The sequence below is a fragment of the Sphingobacterium sp. xlx-130 genome (assembly GCF_011007405.1).
GTDB lineage: Bacteria > Bacteroidota > Bacteroidia > Sphingobacteriales > Sphingobacteriaceae > Sphingobacterium > Sphingobacterium luzhongxinii.
In genome coordinates this window covers 382885-401490 of the sequence record NZ_WFKN01000005.1, presented here as the reverse complement: position 1 = coordinate 401490, position 18606 = coordinate 382885, and the positions used below count along the sequence as shown (strand labels likewise).

Below are 18606 nucleotides of genomic sequence, written 5' to 3'. Positions count from 1 at the left end.
ATGTTAATTTACTTTTTCTTTTGCGAGCAAATTTACAAATAATCTGTAAGCTCCGGGAACTCCGGCCGGTAATTGTCTGAAAAAGGAAAGGGAGGTATATACAAATTTGCCTTTTCCATAATTTGTTATCAAGAGTGAGCCGTTTTTCGATTCTTCATCTTTATCGTTAATCCGTAGTGGAGTACGGTATCTTTTATCGATCTTATCGGCAAAGTAAAGACCTCTTTCTTGTACCCATGCATCAAAATCGAGCGTTGAGATCTTATTCGGGTAGGTTAAGGCGACGTCTTTCGAATCATAGTTGACCTTTGCATGCTCTTCAGTGACCCTATCTCTCGAGATAGCGAACGGATAGGGACCTATCTGGTCGGCAAAAAGCTTCGTGTTTACATTATATTGCACGAGCACGACACCTCCTTGATTTACGTAGTCCATAAGTAGCTTCTGTGTAGAGGAAGCCTGTGGATTGATGTTGAAGTAGCGGATACCGACTATGACGGCGTCGTATTGGCTTAATGAAGAGGCCGACAATGGACGGTTATTCAAAGGAGTTACCGCTATACCTATCTCGTTTAGCGATTGCGGGATCATATCTCCTGCACCAGGGAGATAGCCTATAGTTTTCACCGGGTTTGTTAGCGCAAAGCTCTTACAACTCACTGTAGCCAACGGAAACCAGGTGATCCGAGGGATATGGTCATAATCTATTGTTTTTATCGATTTCAGAAGTTCACCATTCCATTGGAAGGATATTGAACCACTAGCACTGTTTGAATTATCCGGTTTTACGGCAATCTGCTTGACAAGGCTATTTTCTTTTCCGAATTCTAGATTGATACGTTTAGGAGAGACTTGCCAACCTTCAGGTTGGGGTATATCTACAACAAAATTGTTTTGGCTTTCGTCGTGACGATAGAAAGTGACCTCCATTGTTTTCTGTTCCATATTTGTACTTAGTAAAAGGGAGGAAGACAATTCTGCCGTTAGCGTCGGTATTATGGTTATAGGGCTGTGTATTTCGCCTCGCACAGGATCCACGACCCGGTATTGTATCTCTTGATTTCTGCTCAGAATCTTGCCATTGATTTCAAATGTAAAGGTGACACTCGGAGGGTTGGGATTGGTAGGGTATCCTACATCAGCGGGGTTGACATCAAATTTACCTAAGGAATGTCCCTTTAAAAGCCAGTAAGGTTGAGTTATTTGGGCAAATTTGTATTGTCTTGATAAGGACCAGTTAACATTTGTTGCTAGGTTTTCCTGAACTTCTCCCAAGCTGGTTTTAAGTAGTTTTACCGCAAGATTGGGACGTCGTGCTATTACCTCCAACAAGACATCAAAATCTTTGTTAAGAGGATACTGGTCCGCTTTTGTCGATACGTCAATCCATATACCGGCGCAAGCAGTAATAATGTCTTCTATCTCTTTTATCTTTTGTGCTTTCCAATAATTATCATTGATGTGTTGTATCCGATCACGGAGCTCAAAAAGACTAGATATACTTCGTTCAGGCTCTGTAGGGATAAAATCAGCAATAATGCGCTTTATCAATGGTTCTATGTCTGCACTACCTTGGATTCTATCCCAGCTGGTCGTGATGCCTTCCATAATGTCTCCTTTTGCTTCATCGCCTGCTACATGCTCAAAATACTCGGTACTGTTGCCGCGTGAAGTTGCCGCTCCAAATCCTTGACTTTTGTGCTGCGACCTGCTGCGTGCAGCTATTTCGCCGTATGATTCGCCTAAAAGAGGACTATATGCACCGATGTTTATTTTAAGCTGATCTTCAGAGGTATTATTCATCCCCCCAAAATTAGCTGTATTCCATAGCAGACGTTTCGCTCTCCAAGGAGCCACAGTTCCGAGCTGTTCTGGAAAATATTTTGGATCAGCTGCCGCAAGATATGCTTCATGGGCCAGTATTGCTGAAGCTTGATGATGACCGTGGCCACCACGTTTATCTGGCGGAAATCTGTTTATAATGACATCCGGTCTAAATTTGCGGATTATCCATACAGCTTCCCGGAGGGCGGTCTCTTTGTCCCAAAAATCAAAAGTCTCTGTGTATGTTTTAGAGAAGCCAAAATCATAGGCCGAACTGAAAAATTGTTCTCCCTTATCGATCGATCGAGCTGCGAGTAGCTCTTGTGTACGGATTAGTCCCAGATCTATTCCTTGTTCCGTCCCAATAAGATTCTGTCCACCGTCGCCTCGGGTTAGCGACAGATATCCTGTTCGGTATTTTCGCTCTTGTGCTAGCCATGCTATCAATCGTGTGTTTTCATCATCGGGATGTGCCGCAAAGTATAATACAGATCCTAATGTGTTAAGTTTTTGAAGCCTGATCATGATTTCATTAGCTGGCATATTACCATGTTGAGACTTCGCCGATATAACGAGAGTGCTGATGAAAAAAAATAAGAAGAGTATTTTTTTATACATGATTAAACATACATAAATCCATTTTTATGTGCAATAGAATTTGTGGGACATTTTGGTTACATTCGTTGCTCTACTAGCGGGATCAAAGGTTGTTATAAAAAAAACTTTCATGATTCCTTTGGTTCACCAATCAAAAATGAAAGTTCTTGATGTCCATTGAGTACAGACACCTTCAGAAAAAAAGAGCTAAATTTTATTTAGCTCTTTTTTTACAACAATTAAAAATCTTTAGTCTTAAAATAGTCTTACGACCCCCAAATTAGGGTGTAACCTTTCAACGCTAGTAAAAGTACTATAAAAGCGTAATATAGTAAACGCTAAGTTGAAAAATAATTTTCCACATCGCAAAAGTTATAAACAATAGCGACATGGAATAATATCTTTTGTGAAATAGTAGGATTTTAATCTCCCCAAGACAGGGCTGCTATTTGTCTATGGAGCCTAGGACACGTTGCATGAAGGTATTTAAAGCTTCCTTTTTAGGCGTTCCTTCTTTTATGAGCTTATCAACTTCAATAGCTCCGTACATATTGGATATTAGCTCGCCAATAACATCAAGCTCTTCGTCTTTTAATGAAGAAACTTCTGTCAAGGCTTCTAGCGTTTCGATAGTTTCTAAGACATAATCTGCATCGTTTTGCTCTATAAAGTCTGTTAGGTGCTTAATTACTGGTAACTTCATTTAATAAATCAATTAGTCCTTCTATTTTATTTGTTTGTACCTGGTTTACCAATTTTCCATCTTTAAACGCGGCAAAGGTTGGTAAATTGTTTACATTGGCCAATTTTCTTGATTCTGGATTTTTTTCTGCGTCTACAACAATGAAAGTCACATCCTCATTCTCCATGGCCAATTTTTTAAATTTAGGCTTCATGATGCGGCAGTTTCCACACCAAGAAGCTGCATATTGTACCATTACAGTTTTGTTGTTATTTACAACTTCCTGTAAGGTGTCGTTTTCTAATTCCTGTAACATAGTCGTTTTGTATTTTAAAGAAGAGAGGCGGAAGAAATCCGCCTCTCGAAGGATTGAAATTTCTTAATTGGCCGATAAGTAGGAAGCAACACCATCGCGTGTAGCATTCATTGCTTCTTTACCTTCTTCCCAGTTTGCAGGACATACTTCGCCATGCTTTTGTACGTGTGTATACGCGTCGATCAGACGGATATATTCTTTTACGTTACGTCCTAAAGGCATATCGTTTACCGACTCGTGGAATACTTTCCCAGTCTCATCGATCAAGTAGGTAGCACGGTAAGACACCGCAGAACCTTCTACAAGTGTACCATATTCAGGGTGTTCCACTTCTTTCATCTCTAAAATTCCTAATACGCTAGAAAGGTTGCGGTTTGTGTCAGCGATGATAGGGTATTCTACACCTTCAATACCACCATTATCTTTTGCTGTGTTTAACCACGCAAAGTGTACTTCGTTTGAGTCGCATGACGCGCCAATCACGATTGTATTACGTTTCTCGAATTCCGGAAGAGCTTCTTGGAAAGCGTGTAATTCTGTAGGACATACAAATGTAAAGTCTTTTGGATACCAGAATAACAATACTTTCTTGTTTTCTTTTTGTGCTTTTTCAAAAATGTTGATTGAAATGTAATCGCCTAAATAGTCAATTGCATCTACTGTAATGCTCGGAAAATTCTTACCTGTAAAACTCATAATGTATCTTTCTTTTTTTGTACTACAAAGGTACGTAATATAACGGCAAAAGTAAATTGAAAATACCTATTGGGTATCATCAAAATCTATGTTTTCTATCTTGATTTCATAGCTAAAAGCTATAGTTTTATGTAAAATAAAAAGAGCACTTGTTTAGAAGCTCGGATAATAATACTTTTGTGTACCTTAACTAGAGTTGGCCCCGTAGTTCAACGGATAGAATAGATGTTTCCTAAACATTTGATAGCAGTTCGATTCTGCTCGGGGCTACTAACTTAAATTATAGGAGAGAGAGATTTTTAAGATAGACAACTTATCCCGACTCTATGCTAAAGAAAACTTGCAATCAACGCTAACGTTTTCGTAACTAATATTGAAGCTTAACTACAAATCTTCGTTATCTTGTGCTTACTTTTAAGCTCTAGATATGATAAAGCAAAATTTCTATTCATTTTATACCAGGTATGTTATGTCCTTCGTTTTAGGGGAATCAGGTTTTGCCATTAACTAATTATTATCAATGCGAGCATTTTTAGACGAAAATTTTTTGTTAAACACAGGTACAGCCGAAGAATTATATCATAATTATTCGAAAAGTTTACCGATTATCGATTATCACAATCACTTACCCCCGGAGCAAATAGCCCAAGATACAAAGTTTGATAATCTTGGACAGCTTTGGTTAGCTTATGACCATTACAAGTGGCGGGCAATGCGTGCTCAAGGAATAAGTGAGGAATACATTACCGGGGAGGCCTCGGATAAAGAGAAGTTCTTAAAATGGGCTGAGGTAGTACCTTATACCTTGCGTAATCCCTTGTATCATTGGACGCACTTGGAGCTACAGCGTTATTTTGGAATTACAGCGCTTCTGTCACCCAAGACTGCAGAATGGATTTATGAAGAGACGGCCGGACAGATCGCTGAGGCTGGTTTTTCTGCAAGAGGGCTGTTAAAGCGAATGAATGTAGATGTGGTATGTACAACAGATGATCCTTTGGATAGTCTAGCGTATCACCAACAAGTAGCAAAGGAAGGTGAAAGTTTTAGACTATTACCCGCATTTAGGCCAGACAAAGCAATGAATGCAGGCAATGTGGAGGGGCTGAACGAGTATGTTAATAAGTTAGAGGGAGTTACTGGGTTATCAATAGATAATTTTAAAAGCTATTTAGATGCGTTAAGAAGCAGGCACGACCATTTTTCATCTTGCGGATGTACGGTGTCGGATCACGGTATCGAACACCTTTATGCGGCAGCATATAGTGATCAGGAGTTAAATGCTATTTTTGAGAAAATACGACGAAGAAAAGAGCTCGGGGCAGATGAAGTAGCGAAGTTTAAATCTGCACTTTTAGTCTCTTTTGCAGAGTGGAATCATGAAAAAAATTGGGTGCAACAGTATCATTTAGGCCCGCTTCGGAACAATAATACGCGAATGCTGCAACGCAAGGGTACTGATACAGGGCATGACTCGATCGGAGATTTTAGTCAGGCGCTGGCGCTCTCTCGATTTTTAGATCGATTAGATAGTCGGGATAAACTCGCAAAAACCGTTTTGTATAATTTGAATCCGGCAGATAATGAGCTCTTTGCGAGTATGGTCGGTAATTTTAACGACGGGTCTGTACGGGGTAAGATTCAATTTGGATCCGCCTGGTGGTTTTTGGATCAAAAGGATGGTATGACCAAGCAGATAAATGCACTGTCTAATATTGGGTTGATTAGCAATTTTGTAGGTATGCTAACTGACTCGCGGAGTTTTTTATCTTTTCCGAGACACGAATATTTTAGAAGATTGATCTGTGATATTTTTGGGGAAGATATGGAGCGAGGAGAAATTCCAAATGATATAGAATGGGTCGGTAAAATTATTGGAGATATTAGTTATTATAATGCTCGGGAATATTTTAGATTTTTCTAACAATGGATGGTAAAATTTTAAGCTTTGGAGAGATCCTGCTACGTATTTGTCCAGATCTTTCCACAGATTGGGTAGGAGGCGGCGCATTGCCTTTTTACGTTGGAGGAGCCGAACTGAATGTTGCCTCTGCTCTGGCTTTGTGGGGATTGCCTTCGGCTTATCTGTCAGCGATGCCGGCGAATGATATTACAGGAGATATTTTAACGTATTTAAAGAAAAAAGGTGTTGAGATAGACAACATGCTATTGCAGGGCGATCGTCTCGGGATATATTATCTCCCTAAGGGTAAAGACCTAAAACATACCGGGGTGATATACGACCGGGCAAACTCATCGTTTGCGAATTTACGACGGTCCGACATGGACTGGGATGTCATCTTCGATGGGGTATCCTGGTTTCATTTTTCAGCAATATGTCCAGCGATCTCTCAGGAGGTAGCGGATATCTGTCTAGAAGCGCTTCAGGAAGCAACCCGTCGTGATATTTTCGTGTCTTTAGACCTAAATTATAGGTCTAAGCTGTGGAAATATGGTAAAGAACCCCTGGCGGTGATGACCGAGCTGGCTGCGTATGCAGACCTTATTATGGGCAATGTATGGGCTGCACAACAGATGTTAGGAGCAGCTTTGTATCCCGAGTTGCGCGAGCAGCAGTCTTCTTACCCGCGAGACTTGCTTATGGAGCAAGCGAGGGCGACAAGCCTTGAGTTGATGTCTAGATTTGAAAAATGCGCATATGTAGCGAATACATTTAGATTTGACTATTTGGAGAATGGGATCCAGTATTTTACCACGCTTTTTGGTGAAGGGCAGCTTTTGCAGTCGGAAGATTATGTGGCGACCACAATCGTTGACAAAGTGGGCAGTGGTGATTGTTTTATGGCCGGACTAATATATGGGCTATACCAACAGATAGGGATGCGTAACACGCTCGATTTTGCTACGGCAGCTGCTTTTGATAAATTGTTTATAGCGAGTGATGCGACCCATAATACCGTCGCTGATATTCAAAAACGGATTAAAAATGGATAAAAAAAATAGCGTATTAGAAGCGATCTTGCGTCAGGGCATGTTGCCTTTATTCTACCATGATGATGCCCTTGAGGCGACAGCTATTGTAAAGACACTGTATCAAGCGGGTATTCGGGTATTCGAATTCACCAATAGAGGCGATAAAGCTGCAGAAGTATTTGCGGCATTGTTGACGGTGCGTGATCAAGATATGCCCGGACTGTTTTTGGGGATCGGCACCGTAAAAACGGTGGACGAAGCAAATGTTTTTGTGAGCTTAAGGGCAGATTTTGTGGTGTCGCCGACGATCAATCCCACTGTTGGTGACGTAGTTCATGCTGCAGGACTACTGTGGATACCAGGTTGTATGACACCTACGGAGATCTATACGGCACAACAACACGGAGCTGCATTGATTAAGCTTTTCCCTGCAAATGTCCTTGGCCCTGGATTTATGTCTGCCATCAAAGAATTGTTCAGAGGACAGTTATTTATTCCAACTGGGGGAGTTGATATAGAAATAAATAATTTAAAGTCTTGGTTTGATGCAGGTGTGTGTGCTGTCGGCATGGGAAGTAAATTAATAAATCCGAAAGATACAAAGGATTTGAAAGAAAAGACGATCTCTGCTCTTGACCTGATCAAACAAGCTAGAAAAAACTTTCATGATCTCTCCGGCTCATCAACAGACATGAAAGTTCTTGATGACCATTAAACCGAACGAAGAGAGCTCATTGATTCCTTAAAATATAATGTCGAATCAATAATACGGACACTTTCAGAAAAAAATAAAGCAACCGATATATAAACTAAAAATTATAAGCCGATGACAACAACCAAAATAGGCAACTATAGATGGGTGATCTGTGCCCTTTTGTTTTTTGCGACAACTGTAAATTATATGGACCGACAAGTGCTGAGTTTGTTAAAACCCACACTGGAAGAAGAGTTTGGGTGGTCTAACAGTGATTATGCGGATATAGCCGCCGTTTTTCAATTTGTTTACGCCATATCCATGCTTTTTGCAGGCCGGTTTGTAGACCGTTTTGGTACGAAATGGGGGTATGCCTGGTCTATTATATTGTGGTCTATAGGTGCTATTATCCATGCCTATGCGATAGCTATTGGTGAAGGTATAGTTGGTACATTAGGGTGGATAGGTATTGCATCGGTACCTGTTTCTATAGTGGGTTTTATGTTTGCCCGCGCTGTTCTTGCTGTCGGTGAAGCCGGCAATTTTCCCGCAGCGATCAAAGCGACTGCAGAGTATTTTCCAAAGAGCGAACGGTCATTTGCTACAGGTATATTCAACTCAGGAGCGAATGTCGGAGCTATTTTAGCACCATTGACGGTACCTTGGATCGCAGGGCATTGGGGCTGGGCTGCCGCATTTGAAATTGTCGGTGGAATTGGTTTTCTATGGCTGATTTTTTGGTTTATCTTTTACGAGAAGCCTAGTCGTCAAAAGAGGATGTCCGATGAAGAGCGGGCGTATATCAGCAAGGATCAGGAAGAAGACAAACGGGTAAATGAATCTGAAGAAGTAACGGATCAGCCTGTATCTTGGGTCAAACTATTGGGCTACAAGCAAACCTGGGCTTTTGCTACCGGTAAGTTTATGACAGATGGGGTTTGGTGGTTTTTTCTTTTTTGGCTGCCAGGTTATCTAAAAGATCAATACGGTGTTGTCAATGAGGATATTATGCTGCCATTGGCTGTTTTGTATAGTATGACAATGATAGGGAGTATAGGCGGAGGTTGGTTTCCCAAGTATTACATCGATCGGGGTTATCCGGCTTATGATGGGCGTATGAAAGCCATGCTTGCTATTGCAGTAATTCCGTTGGTCGTACTATTGGCGCAACCCTTGGGGCACTATAGTTTTTGGATCCCGGTCATCTTAATAGGGATAGGGGCCTCTGCCCATCAAGCTTGGAGCGCCAATATCTTTACGACAGTATCGGATATGTTCCCACGTAAGGCGGTGGCTTCGGTGGTCGGTATCGGCGGTATGGCCGGTGGTATCGGTGGTGCATTGATTACCAAAATAGGCGGTTATCTATTTGATCATTATAAAGCACTGGGGCATATTGAGACAGGTTATACCATTATGTTCAGCTTTTGTGCAATAGCCTATCTGTTGGCTTGGAGTATTATGAAATTGTTGGTGCCTAAAATGAAGGTGATTCGATTCGATTAAAATTAAAAAAGGTCAGGGCTAGAAATCCTGACCTTTTACTTAATTTTCCCTAAACACCTTTAAATAACTTGTCATTCCCAACAGGAGTATCCCGAAAAGAGAGAATACGGCATACGAATACCGCAAGCTAAATAATTCAGCTATATAACCAATCAACGGTGGTCCCATTAAAAATCCGAGGTAGCTGATGCTGGATACCATAGCGAGAGCAACTCCTGAGGGTATTTTAGAATGCTTACCTGCGATAGAGTATACGGTCGGTACATTGCAGGATACACCTAGACCTACCAGCATAAAGCCGATAGTACTAGCGTAAATTGTGGGGAAGACTACAGAAAGTGCCATTCCGACAAACATCAACACCCCAGCGAACTGCAACGTTCGTTGTCTGCCAATCTTTCTAATGATTTTATCTCCGATAAATCTACCTGAAGCCATCATAATCATAAAAGAAGCGTAGCCAAGCATGATTAGGCTTTCAGGGGCCAATACAATATCGTGAAAATAAACCCCACTCCAGTCAAACATAGCGCCCTCGGTAGCCATACTGCAGAAGCCAACGATTCCTAATGAGATAAGAATTTTATCGGGTTTAAAGGATGAAGTCGTGCGCTGTATGTTTTGCTCGATTGGAGGAGCGAGGTGCCGTCTGTTCGTCAAGACATTGATCACGATAAGGAAGAATATAATGATGAAGTGGGGTAAAGTCGACAGATTGAGATTGACTGTCAAGAGGCCTAATAAAGCACCTGTAAATCCGGCCAAGCTCCATACGCCATGAAAGGACGCCATTATCGGCTTATTATATAGTCCTTCTGCGAGAACCCCCTGGGTATTTACCGATATATTACACATATTACCGATCACACCAAATAAAAATAAGCATAGGCCTAGTTGCCAGGCGTTGGCGGCAAAAGCGATACTGCATAAGATGATACCATAGGCGATTGCTGTGATGGGAAGTATACGGTGACTACCATATTTTGAGACCAATCTACCTGAAAGCGCCATCGTCACCAATTGACCGATAGGGAGCATCAGCAAAATAGTGCCTAACTGAGCTTCCGTAAGCTGCAACTGTGCCTTAATGATTGGAATTCTGCTCGCCCAAGAAGCAAAGGCAATACCTTGACAGAAATAAAATAGGGAAACTGCTATTCGTATCCTTTTATTACTGGAGGATAGATTATGGGTTGATCCAGATACAATTATAGACATTTTAATAAGAGTTGGCCTGCAAAATTACAGTAAAGACGTCAAGGTTTTGTCATTTAGATATTAAGATTTTGTAGACACCTCCTCAAGGGCAATTAGCTAGAGATATTAAGGGGAGGACGAATTAATGCGGAAGAAATCAAAAAAAACATTGATATTTTAAAGCACAGCAGTTACATTTGTGTTACTGACTTCGTAGCTCAGTTGGTAGAGCAACAGACTCTTAATCTGTGGGTCCTGAGTTCGAGCCTCAGCGGGGTCACGTTAGAAAGTCCTTTTTCATAAAGAAAAAGGACTTTTTTGTGATTTTATTTCTTCAATGTGTTTTTATAAATCTTGCCATCCTTTATGATAACAACGAAGTTTTTTGTCGGGTTGGTCAGCAATTTAAGATCCTTTAGCGGATCTCCATTGACCAGAAGCATATCTGCCATAGCCCCCTCTTCAATCACACCCAGTTTACCGGGGTAGGGGCTTCTTAGTCCCGATAGTTGTAATAACTCCGCATTATCCTGTGTTATCATTTTTATGATTTCTGCATTTGTAAACCATTTTTGCAGACGCAGAATAAAATCATTTTGTTTGTCGTTAAGTTCAGGTTCGAAAAGAAAGTCCGTACCCCAAGCCAGTTTGACCTTGTGTTTTTTTGCTAGAGGCCATACTTTTTCTTGTCCTTCAATAACCGGTTTACGCTTTTCTCTCCGTTGTGGATCCATGTTGGGCGTATCATCGACTAGATTTTGTAAACTCAGCCAAATGTCGTTTTCGGCAAGCAGTTTTAGCGTTTCTTCATCCAGTAACTGTCCATGCTCAACGCATTTTACTCCCGCTTCGATAGCTCTGCGGATAGCTCTTGGGGTGTAGGCATGTACGGTTACGTAGGTCCCCCAGTCTTCTGCTGCTTCGACAGCTGCTTTCATTTCATCAAGCGTGTATTGTGTGACGTCCACCGGATCGTAGGCTGATGATGTTCCCCCTCCCGCCATGAGCTTGATCTGACTAGCGCCAAAGCGTAGGTTTTCTCGTACAGCAGTCAGCACTTCATCCCGCCCATCGGCGATGAATGTTGCCCCATATCGCTCTGCTCGGGAGACTACCCCAAAAAAGCGACGGGATTTTTCATCTGGGGTCCTGAAATCTCCGTGGCCAGCCGTCTGACTGATAGTAGCACCAGAAGGCCATATTCGGGGGCCGGGAAGCTTGCCTGCATCAATGGCTGCTTTGATCGGGAATATAGGCCCCCCTGCGTCTCGTACGCTTGTAAAGCCACGCATCAACATATTGTTAGCCGATTGGCCGATAGTTTTAATTAAAAATTCCTCAGATAGGTCGTTTGTCACCATTTGAGGCATGGTCAATGAACCAAATACCATATGGACATGCACGTCTATAAGGCCAGGCATCAATGTTCTTCCTGTCCCATTGATCTTCACGACCTCCATATCTGTCACCGCAATCGGTGCTGTGCTAATTTTCTGGATGGTGTTGCCGCTGATCAGAACATGACTAGGCGCGGTCAGGGATTGTGTGGCTTGGTCTAGTATTCGGACGTTCTCCAATAAAACATGGTTTTGTTGCGCTTGGGTTGAACAAATAGACGCTGTGCTGAAAAGTAAAGAACAGAAATAGAATAATCGCATGGCAGATGTAGTTTGTTGTTCACTAAGATACAAAGATAAAGTCTGTTTTCGGTTTATGTTAAATGAATTTTGAAACATCAGAAGTTTGGGATAACCGGCTCTGTATAAAGTAAGTCTTCTTGCGTATCATGATTGCTGTTATTGATTATTTCCGTAACTTGCTCCTATATAAAAATCTAATTCAACTGTTAAGTTTTTTTAACCTAATTTATACATATGAAGCACATCCTATACGCCTTGGGTCTTTCTTTAGTTTTTCAGCTTTCTCAAGCTCAGACCGAAGTCGCATTCATGTCACATCCCTGCTTAAGTCCGGATAGCAAGGTCGTGGTGTTTAGCTATGAAGGGGATTTGTGGCGCGTGCCAACAGATGGAGGTGTAGCTTTACGTCTTACAGGTATGACTGGTAGCGAGGTCTCGCCGCGGATCTCTCCCGATGGAAAATGGCTTGCCTTTTCGGCCGATCAGAATGGCAATATGGATGTCTATATTATGCCTTTGGAAGGCGGGGAGATCAAGCAGATGACACATCATGATGGTATGGACGAAGTGGATAGTTGGAGTTGGGATAGTCAAACTATTTATTTTACATCATCACGCTACAATCGTTTCAGTAGCTATAGTGTGTCGATAAATGGGGGGACGGCTAAGCGTCTGTTTGATCATTATTTTAATACCATTCACAATGTGGTGGAGACACCCTCTGGAGAATGGCTATTTAATGATTCGTGGGAGAGTATGACCGCTGCTAATCGTAAGCGTTATAAGGGGGCTTTCAATCCAGACATTCTGTTATACAATCCAAAAGATAAAAAATATAAACAATATACAGATTACGAAGGTAAAGACTTCTGGAGTAGTGTAGACCGTATGGGCAATATTTACTTTGCCTCAGACGAAGCGAATAATGAGTACAATTTGCACACTTTTATTCAAGGCAAGAAAACAGCGCTCACCCATTTTGAAACGTCTATCAAGAGACCGCTCGTATCGGCCAATGGTGAAAAGGTGATCTTTGAAAAGGACTATAAGATTTTTGTATACGATGTAGCCTCTAAGAAAGCGATACAGCCTAAGATCGCGCTGAGCAGAAATGCTGTATTGGACAAAAAGCAGGACTTTGATGTGAAAGATAACATATCAGACATGGATGTTGCTGCCGATGGTAGAAAGCTAGCCTTTGTGTCCAGAGGAGAGCTTTTTGTGGGGGACATCGAAGGCAAATTTCTTCGAAAAATTTCTAGTCAGGGCGAGCGGATTGTCGAGGTCAAATGGATGAAGGATAATAAGACGCTGTTGTATAATCAGACGGTCAACGGTTATCTGAATTGGTTTACTATTTCGGCTGATGGTAAAGGTCTACCGAAACAGATTACCGATGATTTAAGAAATAATCGGGATGTTGCATTAAACAAAGACCGTAGCCAGGCGGTATATCTGAGTGGTAGGGATGAAGTACGTCTTTTAAATCTTGCCGATATGAAAAGCAGATTATTGGTTAAGGACGAGATATGGGCATTTCAGAATTCTACTCCCTCATTCTCTCCGGATAGCGAGTATGTGCTTTTTACGGCGTATCGTAATTTTGAACAAGATATTTTCGTGCACCATGTTAAAACGAATAAAACGACTAATTTAACGAATACAGGTATCTCCGAGGTAGGTCCAGTTTGGTCGCCGGATGGCAAGTACATTTATTTTGCCAGCAACAGAACGAAACCGTCCTATCCGACAGGGATGCTGGATGCAAAAATCTATCGGATGGCTTTGGATAAATTTGATAAAGAATACCGAGCGAATAAGTTTGATGAACTCTTTAAGGACGATAGCAAGCCGAAACCGGACAGCAGCACGGTTGGGAAGAAAGGGGTTGTGGCAGTGACGAAGAAAGATTCGGTACAAAAGCTAGCAATGGTACAGATCAATACAGATGGACTGCTGGATCGTGTTACCCAAATCAGTCCGGGGTTTGGGACGCAGTCGAACCCGGTACTCGTAAAAAAAGGTGAAAAGACCTATGTCTTTTATTACTCCAATCATGCTGAAGGAAAGGGAGCCATATACCGTACAGTACTGGAGCCTTTTACACCGAACAAAACGGAAAAGGTCGTAGATGGTGGTGTCGGTTCGCTGATCGAGATGGGGGGTAAGTTCTTTGTATTGAGTCGGGGTGCCATACAAAAGTATAATCTCGAAGCCAACAAGTTAGAAAAAGTTGAGGTTTCGTATAAGTTTCAACGTAACCTTTCCCAGGAGTTTAAGCAGATGTTTTATGAGGCGTGGGCTGGCATCGAGGAGAATTTTTACGACGAACAATTTCATGGTGTCGATTGGAAGGCGGTCAAAAAGAGGTACGAAGCTTATTTGCCCTATGTGAATAACCGGGCAGATCTAAGAGTGTTGCTGAACGATATGTTGGGCGAATTAAATGCTTCGCATCTTGGGTTCAACTCTACTGGAGCCGAAGAGCGAAAAGGCTTTGCAGTGGTTAGTAATGAGGTTGGGGTTGAGTTTTCGAAAGAAAATCCGTTCAAAGTTAGTCGTATCATTGCACAAGGAGCAGCAGATCTGAAGGGAATCGATATTCAGTCGGGCGATGAATTGCTCGCGGTGAATGGTGTTTCAATAGATCAGAGCCGGGATCGGGATGCTTATTTCGCTTTTCCTTCTTTGCAAGAAGAGTTGTCATTGCTGTTAAGCCGAGGGGGAAAAGAAATCCTGGTGCAAGTACGACCACAGGGAGCAGCACAGCAGCGAGACCGTTTGTACAATGAATGGATAAAAGATAATAAAAGACAGGTAGATCAGTCCAGCGGCAATCGAATAGCCTACACGCATATGAAGAACATGGGAGGGGATCAGCTACAGCAATTCTTGCTGGATATGGCCGAACAAGAAAATAACAAGGATGCTATCATACTGGACTTGCGGTTCAATACAGGAGGCAATGTCCATGATGAAGTGCTGCGCTTCTTATCGCAGAGACCCTACCTGCAATGGCAATACCGTGGAGGTAAGCGGGCCCCACAAAGTAATTTTGCCCCGGCGGCAAAACCTATTGTTTTGTTGATTAATGAGCAGTCTCTCAGTGATGCCGAAATGACAGCGGCAGGCTTTAAAGCCTTAAATTTAGGCAAGATTATTGGTACAGAAACCTATAGATGGATTATTTTTACCTCTACAAAGGGGTTGGTAGATGGTTCGATGTATCGGGTCCCTGCTTGGGGATGTTATACACTGGACGGGAAGGATCTGGAGATGACAGGGGTAGCTCCTGATATTTATGTGAAGAATACGGTGGAAGACCGAGAAAAAGGAAGAGATCCTCAGCTGGAGCGAGCAATACAAGAGATCCTGAAGGAATTAAAATAATTGATAAGGAGTGTTTATGAAAGAAAATTTTGCGGATAGAGTCATCGAATTCAATAGTGGCTTGCATTACGCAGGAGAGCTTCCGGATGGTTTTCAGGTCATGAATCCTTATCTGGACAATCCAGAGACGATGCTGGTGATGCGTCAGTTCTATCGCAAATACTATGAGGATGCGAGCGACCGTCAATTTATTGTAGGTATCAATCCTAGTCGTAAGGGGGCAGGGGTTACAGGGGTGCCATTTACGGATACAAAGCGGCTGCTTAGTGCCTGCGGTATTGAGATGAAATCTGCCCATACCCATGAAATATCTTCTGTATTCCTATACGATATGATTGATGCCTACGGAGGGGCCAAGGCTTTTTATCAACGATTCTATATAAACTCGCCTTTCCCATTGGCGATCATTCGGCAAATCAAAGCTGGGCAATGGGTTAATGCCAACTATTACGACGATCCGTCGCTATTTGCCGCGGTGAAAGACTTTATGATAGATTCGCTGAGAAAGCATATCAGCATGGGGCTCGACGTGTCCAAGGTGTACGTGTTGGGGAAGAAAAATGCAAAATTTATTCAAAAATTAAATAAGGAAGCCAAGTTGTTCGGTACGATAGAAATTTTAGAACATCCCCGGTATATACAGCAATACAAATCGAAAGAGAAGGATCTCTATATAGCCAAGTACCTGGATGCTTTCGAGTCCGAATGATAGCGTCTTAAAAAATTGGAAAGAGATGATTAAGATAAAACGCATTTATGAAAAGCCAGATCCCCAAGACGGGTACCGTATGTTGGTCGATCGGCTTTGGCCAAGGGGCGTTGGTAAGGATGAAGCCGAATTAGATGAGTGGAACAAAGACATCGCGCCATCGACGACATTAAGAAAATGGTTCGGTCATAAACCTGAACTATTTGAAGAGTTTGTGTCGCGTTATAACGAGGAGTTAAAGAAAAAAGGAGACAATTTGCTCCGTATAAAAGAACTGGGCGCAAAAGGGACGTTGACGTTACTTTATGCAGCTAAAGATGAACGAATGAATCAAGCTGCGGTTTTGTTGCAGCTAATTAATAACCTGAAAAAATAACGAAAATGAGGAGTATATTCTGTTTATTGTTCCTTTTTATAGCGGGTAATGTGAGGCTGAACGCCCAAGAGCAGCAAAGTCATAATAACTGGATTTTTGGTCCATCCATAGGATACCAGTACCAAAAAGCAAGTTTTGTCAAAGCTTCTTTTTGGGCACTTACAGATTTAGGGTATGCGAATTATCTCCGTTTTGATGGGGGGGCAAATATGACATGGAAAGCGGGTAAGACTCATGCTATTCCAGAGTTGGGAGTCACTTATTACCTGAGTGCCAAAGCCGTTTGGCCTTTTGTTAAGATGGAGGCCACCCCATATACCATCACGCCAAAAGTAGGAGTTGGTATCTTTAATCTTTTTGAAGTGGGAGCCGGTTATGGTGTTGATTTGGGTACTAAGCAGGGGTTGATGCCTATCAAGGGATTTAATATTTCTGTAGGGGTGAGTCTGCCGCTTAACTACCATCTGTATTAGATATGACTACATTTCAACAGTTGCATCAGCCTACAGGAAGAATGATCTATAAGGATGGAGAAGAGTATCTTTTTTTCGGAGGTACTGCTTACTTAGGTTTCTTGGATAATCCGGATTATATTCATTTGTATAAAAAAGGGATTGATATTTATGGCTTGAATAATGGTACATCCCGCTCCAATAACGTACAGCTGGGCATATATGATGAAGCGGAATGCCGGTTGGCCGAAAGGTTTGATTTTGCCCATGCAGCTCTCTTGTCGAGTGGATATCTTGCCGCTCAAGTTGCGGTAAGGGCATTATCGTCGGGGAAGGAGGTTTTATATGCGCCGGATTCGCACCCTGCATTATGGATGGAAGTAGATTGTGAGGAATGTCGCCCATTTGATGAATGGCGCGACGAGACTATTAATTATATTAACCAGTCCGTACAAAAGGAGTTTGTCATTATATCCAATACATTGGATAATTTGAAACCTGGTTTCTATGATTTCTCCCCTTTTGCTAGTTTGTGTGATCCTTCAAAACACCTGCTTTTTATTCTGGATGATTCACACGGGCTGGGTGTCGTAAAAAAAGATGCTATTTCGGTGGACCTGGGTTTTGCAAGTGATTCTGCTAATGTGGACGTTGTTGTTGTTGCTTCTTTGGCCAAAGGGATGGGGACGGATGCGGGAGTTGTATTCGGGCCTGCTGATTATGTCAAAGAGATCAAGATGCATCCTATTTTTAGAGGAGCGTCACCACCAACTCCTGCAGCAGTTTATGCGCTTATAAATGGACGTCATTTGTACCACCAAGCTTTTGATGTATTACATCGGAATATTGATCTTTTTGGCTGCCTGATCAATACCGATGCTAGGTTGCGTCATATAGCTGATTTTCCGGTATTCACATCTGTTGATCCTCATTTATATAGACATCTTCTCCACAGGCATATTCTTATTTCTAGTTTTCCGTATCCTTTCCCCGATAGTCCGCTGTTAAATCGTATTGTCATCTCCTGTTTACATAAGAAAGAAGATCTACAGTATCTGGCCGAAGCGTATTTTGGAAAAACTTAATAAATATTTGAAAATCAGCAAAATAATGGTAGATTTGCATCCGATTTGAAGTGCGTTCTGAAAGCTTTTTCAGGGTAATCGTTTGAAAATGAAAAAAATATGTTGGATAAATGATCCGAAATATTTTTAAAGCTCATTTAAAAAAGATAATTTTGCAACCCCAAATGTGGGTTTAGGACGAATAATATAATTACAGAATAATAGATATGACTAAAGCAGAAATTATTGCAGAAATCTCTAACAAGACTGGCTTAGAGAAGGTTGATGTACAAGAAACGGTTGAAGCGTTTTTCAAAGTTGTTAAAAATGCGATGATTGAAGGAGAGAATGTATACGTTAGAGGGTTTGGAAGTTTTGTAGTAAAAAAGAGAGCAGAAAAGACAGCACGTAATATTTCCAAAAACACAGCAATTATTATCCCTGAGCACTTCGTGCCTAGTTTCAAGCCAGCAAAAGTTTTTGTTGAAAAAGTGAAAAATGGTAATAAAGTAAAAAAATAGTTAAATTT

The 18606-nt window shown here is 41.7% G+C and carries 16 protein-coding genes and 2 tRNA genes; 12 read left to right on the top strand and 6 right to left on the bottom strand.

Features of this window, described 5'->3' with window-relative positions; genetic code table 11:
* Positions 1–3: 3 nt before the first annotated feature.
* From G7B18_RS10615 to G7B18_RS10600, 4 genes are all read right to left on the bottom strand, one after another.
* A complete protein-coding gene (locus G7B18_RS10615) occupies positions 4–2442 on the bottom strand; it encodes a PIG-L family deacetylase (RefSeq protein ID WP_240452830.1) in 2439 nt (812 codons plus the stop codon).
* Between the two features lie 424 nt (positions 2443–2866).
* Positions 2867–3124 (bottom strand): DUF6952 family protein, encoded by a 258-nt coding sequence (locus G7B18_RS10610; protein ID WP_021071025.1) that lies wholly within the window; start codon positions 3122–3124, stop codon positions 2867–2869.
* Entirely contained in the window at positions 3105–3419 is a 315-nt protein-coding gene (locus tag G7B18_RS10605) for a thioredoxin family protein (protein WP_164109810.1), read from the bottom strand. Before G7B18_RS10605 ends, G7B18_RS10610 begins: the two co-directional genes overlap by 20 nt.
* A 63-nt stretch (positions 3420–3482) precedes the next feature.
* Positions 3483–4115, bottom strand: coding sequence for a peroxiredoxin (locus tag G7B18_RS10600; RefSeq protein ID WP_164109808.1), 633 nt, complete (start codon positions 4113–4115; stop codon positions 3483–3485).
* A 198-nt stretch (positions 4116–4313) separates the two neighbouring features.
* On the opposite strand from G7B18_RS10600, the gene G7B18_RS10595 reads away from it, so the two are divergent.
* The 5 genes from G7B18_RS10595 (at position 4314) to G7B18_RS10575 (ending at position 9249) form a co-directional block, all read left to right on the top strand.
* A tRNA-Arg gene (locus G7B18_RS10595) sits at positions 4314–4385 on the top strand.
* A 250-nt stretch (positions 4386–4635) separates the two neighbouring features.
* Positions 4636–6039, top strand: coding sequence for a glucuronate isomerase (gene uxaC, locus G7B18_RS10590; RefSeq protein WP_164109796.1), 1404 nt, complete (start codon positions 4636–4638; stop codon positions 6037–6039).
* A 2-nt stretch (positions 6040–6041) separates the two neighbouring features.
* On the top strand, positions 6042–7070 hold the full coding sequence (locus G7B18_RS10585; RefSeq protein WP_164109794.1) for a sugar kinase: 1029 nt from the start codon (positions 6042–6044) through the stop codon (positions 7068–7070).
* Positions 7063–7764: a bifunctional 4-hydroxy-2-oxoglutarate aldolase/2-dehydro-3-deoxy-phosphogluconate aldolase gene (locus G7B18_RS10580; RefSeq protein WP_164122524.1), complete on the top strand. Its 702-nt coding sequence runs from the start codon at positions 7063–7065 to the stop codon at positions 7762–7764. Before G7B18_RS10585 ends, G7B18_RS10580 begins: the two co-directional genes overlap by 8 nt.
* 111 nt (positions 7765–7875) lie before the next feature.
* Positions 7876–9249 carry an MFS transporter gene (locus G7B18_RS10575; RefSeq protein ID WP_164109789.1) on the top strand — a complete coding sequence of 458 codons (1374 nt, stop codon included), beginning with the start codon at positions 7876–7878 and terminating at the stop codon, positions 9247–9249.
* A gap of 39 nt (positions 9250–9288) precedes the next feature.
* On the opposite strand, the gene G7B18_RS10570 is transcribed toward G7B18_RS10575, so the two are convergent.
* A complete protein-coding gene (locus G7B18_RS10570) occupies positions 9289–10467 on the bottom strand; it encodes an MFS transporter (RefSeq protein ID WP_164109786.1) in 1179 nt (392 codons plus the stop codon).
* 186 nt (positions 10468–10653) lie between these two features.
* Here G7B18_RS10570 and G7B18_RS10565 point away from each other — a divergent pair.
* Positions 10654–10726, top strand: a tRNA-Lys gene (locus tag G7B18_RS10565).
* A 46-nt stretch (positions 10727–10772) separates the two neighbouring features.
* Here the strand turns inward: G7B18_RS10565 and G7B18_RS10560 are convergent.
* Positions 10773–12104, bottom strand: a complete 1332-nt coding sequence (locus G7B18_RS10560; RefSeq protein ID WP_164122523.1) for a metal-dependent hydrolase family protein — start codon at positions 12102–12104, stop codon at positions 10773–10775.
* Positions 12105–12320: 216 nt separating this feature from the next.
* Between G7B18_RS10560 and G7B18_RS10555 the strand changes: the two genes are divergently transcribed.
* The 6 genes from G7B18_RS10555 to G7B18_RS10530 all read left to right on the top strand — a co-directional run bounded on the left by G7B18_RS10555 (position 12321) and on the right by G7B18_RS10530 (position 18598).
* Positions 12321–15476: a S41 family peptidase gene (locus G7B18_RS10555; protein WP_164122521.1), complete on the top strand. Its 3156-nt coding sequence runs from the start codon at positions 12321–12323 to the stop codon at positions 15474–15476.
* A gap of 16 nt (positions 15477–15492) precedes the next feature.
* A complete protein-coding gene (locus tag G7B18_RS10550) occupies positions 15493–16185 on the top strand; it encodes an SMUG2 DNA glycosylase family protein (RefSeq protein WP_164122519.1) in 693 nt (230 codons plus the stop codon).
* 25 nt (positions 16186–16210) lie between these two features.
* Entirely contained in the window at positions 16211–16561 is a 351-nt protein-coding gene (locus tag G7B18_RS10545) for a DUF488 domain-containing protein (protein WP_164109779.1), read from the top strand.
* A 5-nt stretch (positions 16562–16566) separates the two neighbouring features.
* A complete protein-coding gene (locus G7B18_RS10540; protein WP_164122517.1) occupies positions 16567–17034 on the top strand; it encodes a hypothetical protein in 468 nt (155 codons plus the stop codon).
* 2 nt (positions 17035–17036) lie between these two features.
* The gene (locus G7B18_RS10535; protein ID WP_240452829.1) at positions 17037–18098 is read left to right on the top strand and encodes an aminotransferase class I/II-fold pyridoxal phosphate-dependent enzyme; all 1062 of its coding nucleotides are present in this window, start codon (positions 17037–17039) and stop codon (positions 18096–18098) included.
* A 206-nt stretch (positions 18099–18304) separates the two neighbouring features.
* Complete coding sequence (locus tag G7B18_RS10530; RefSeq protein WP_079645487.1) at positions 18305–18598, top strand: HU family DNA-binding protein; 294 nt, start codon at positions 18305–18307, stop codon at positions 18596–18598.
* Positions 18599–18606: the final 8 nt, after the last annotated feature.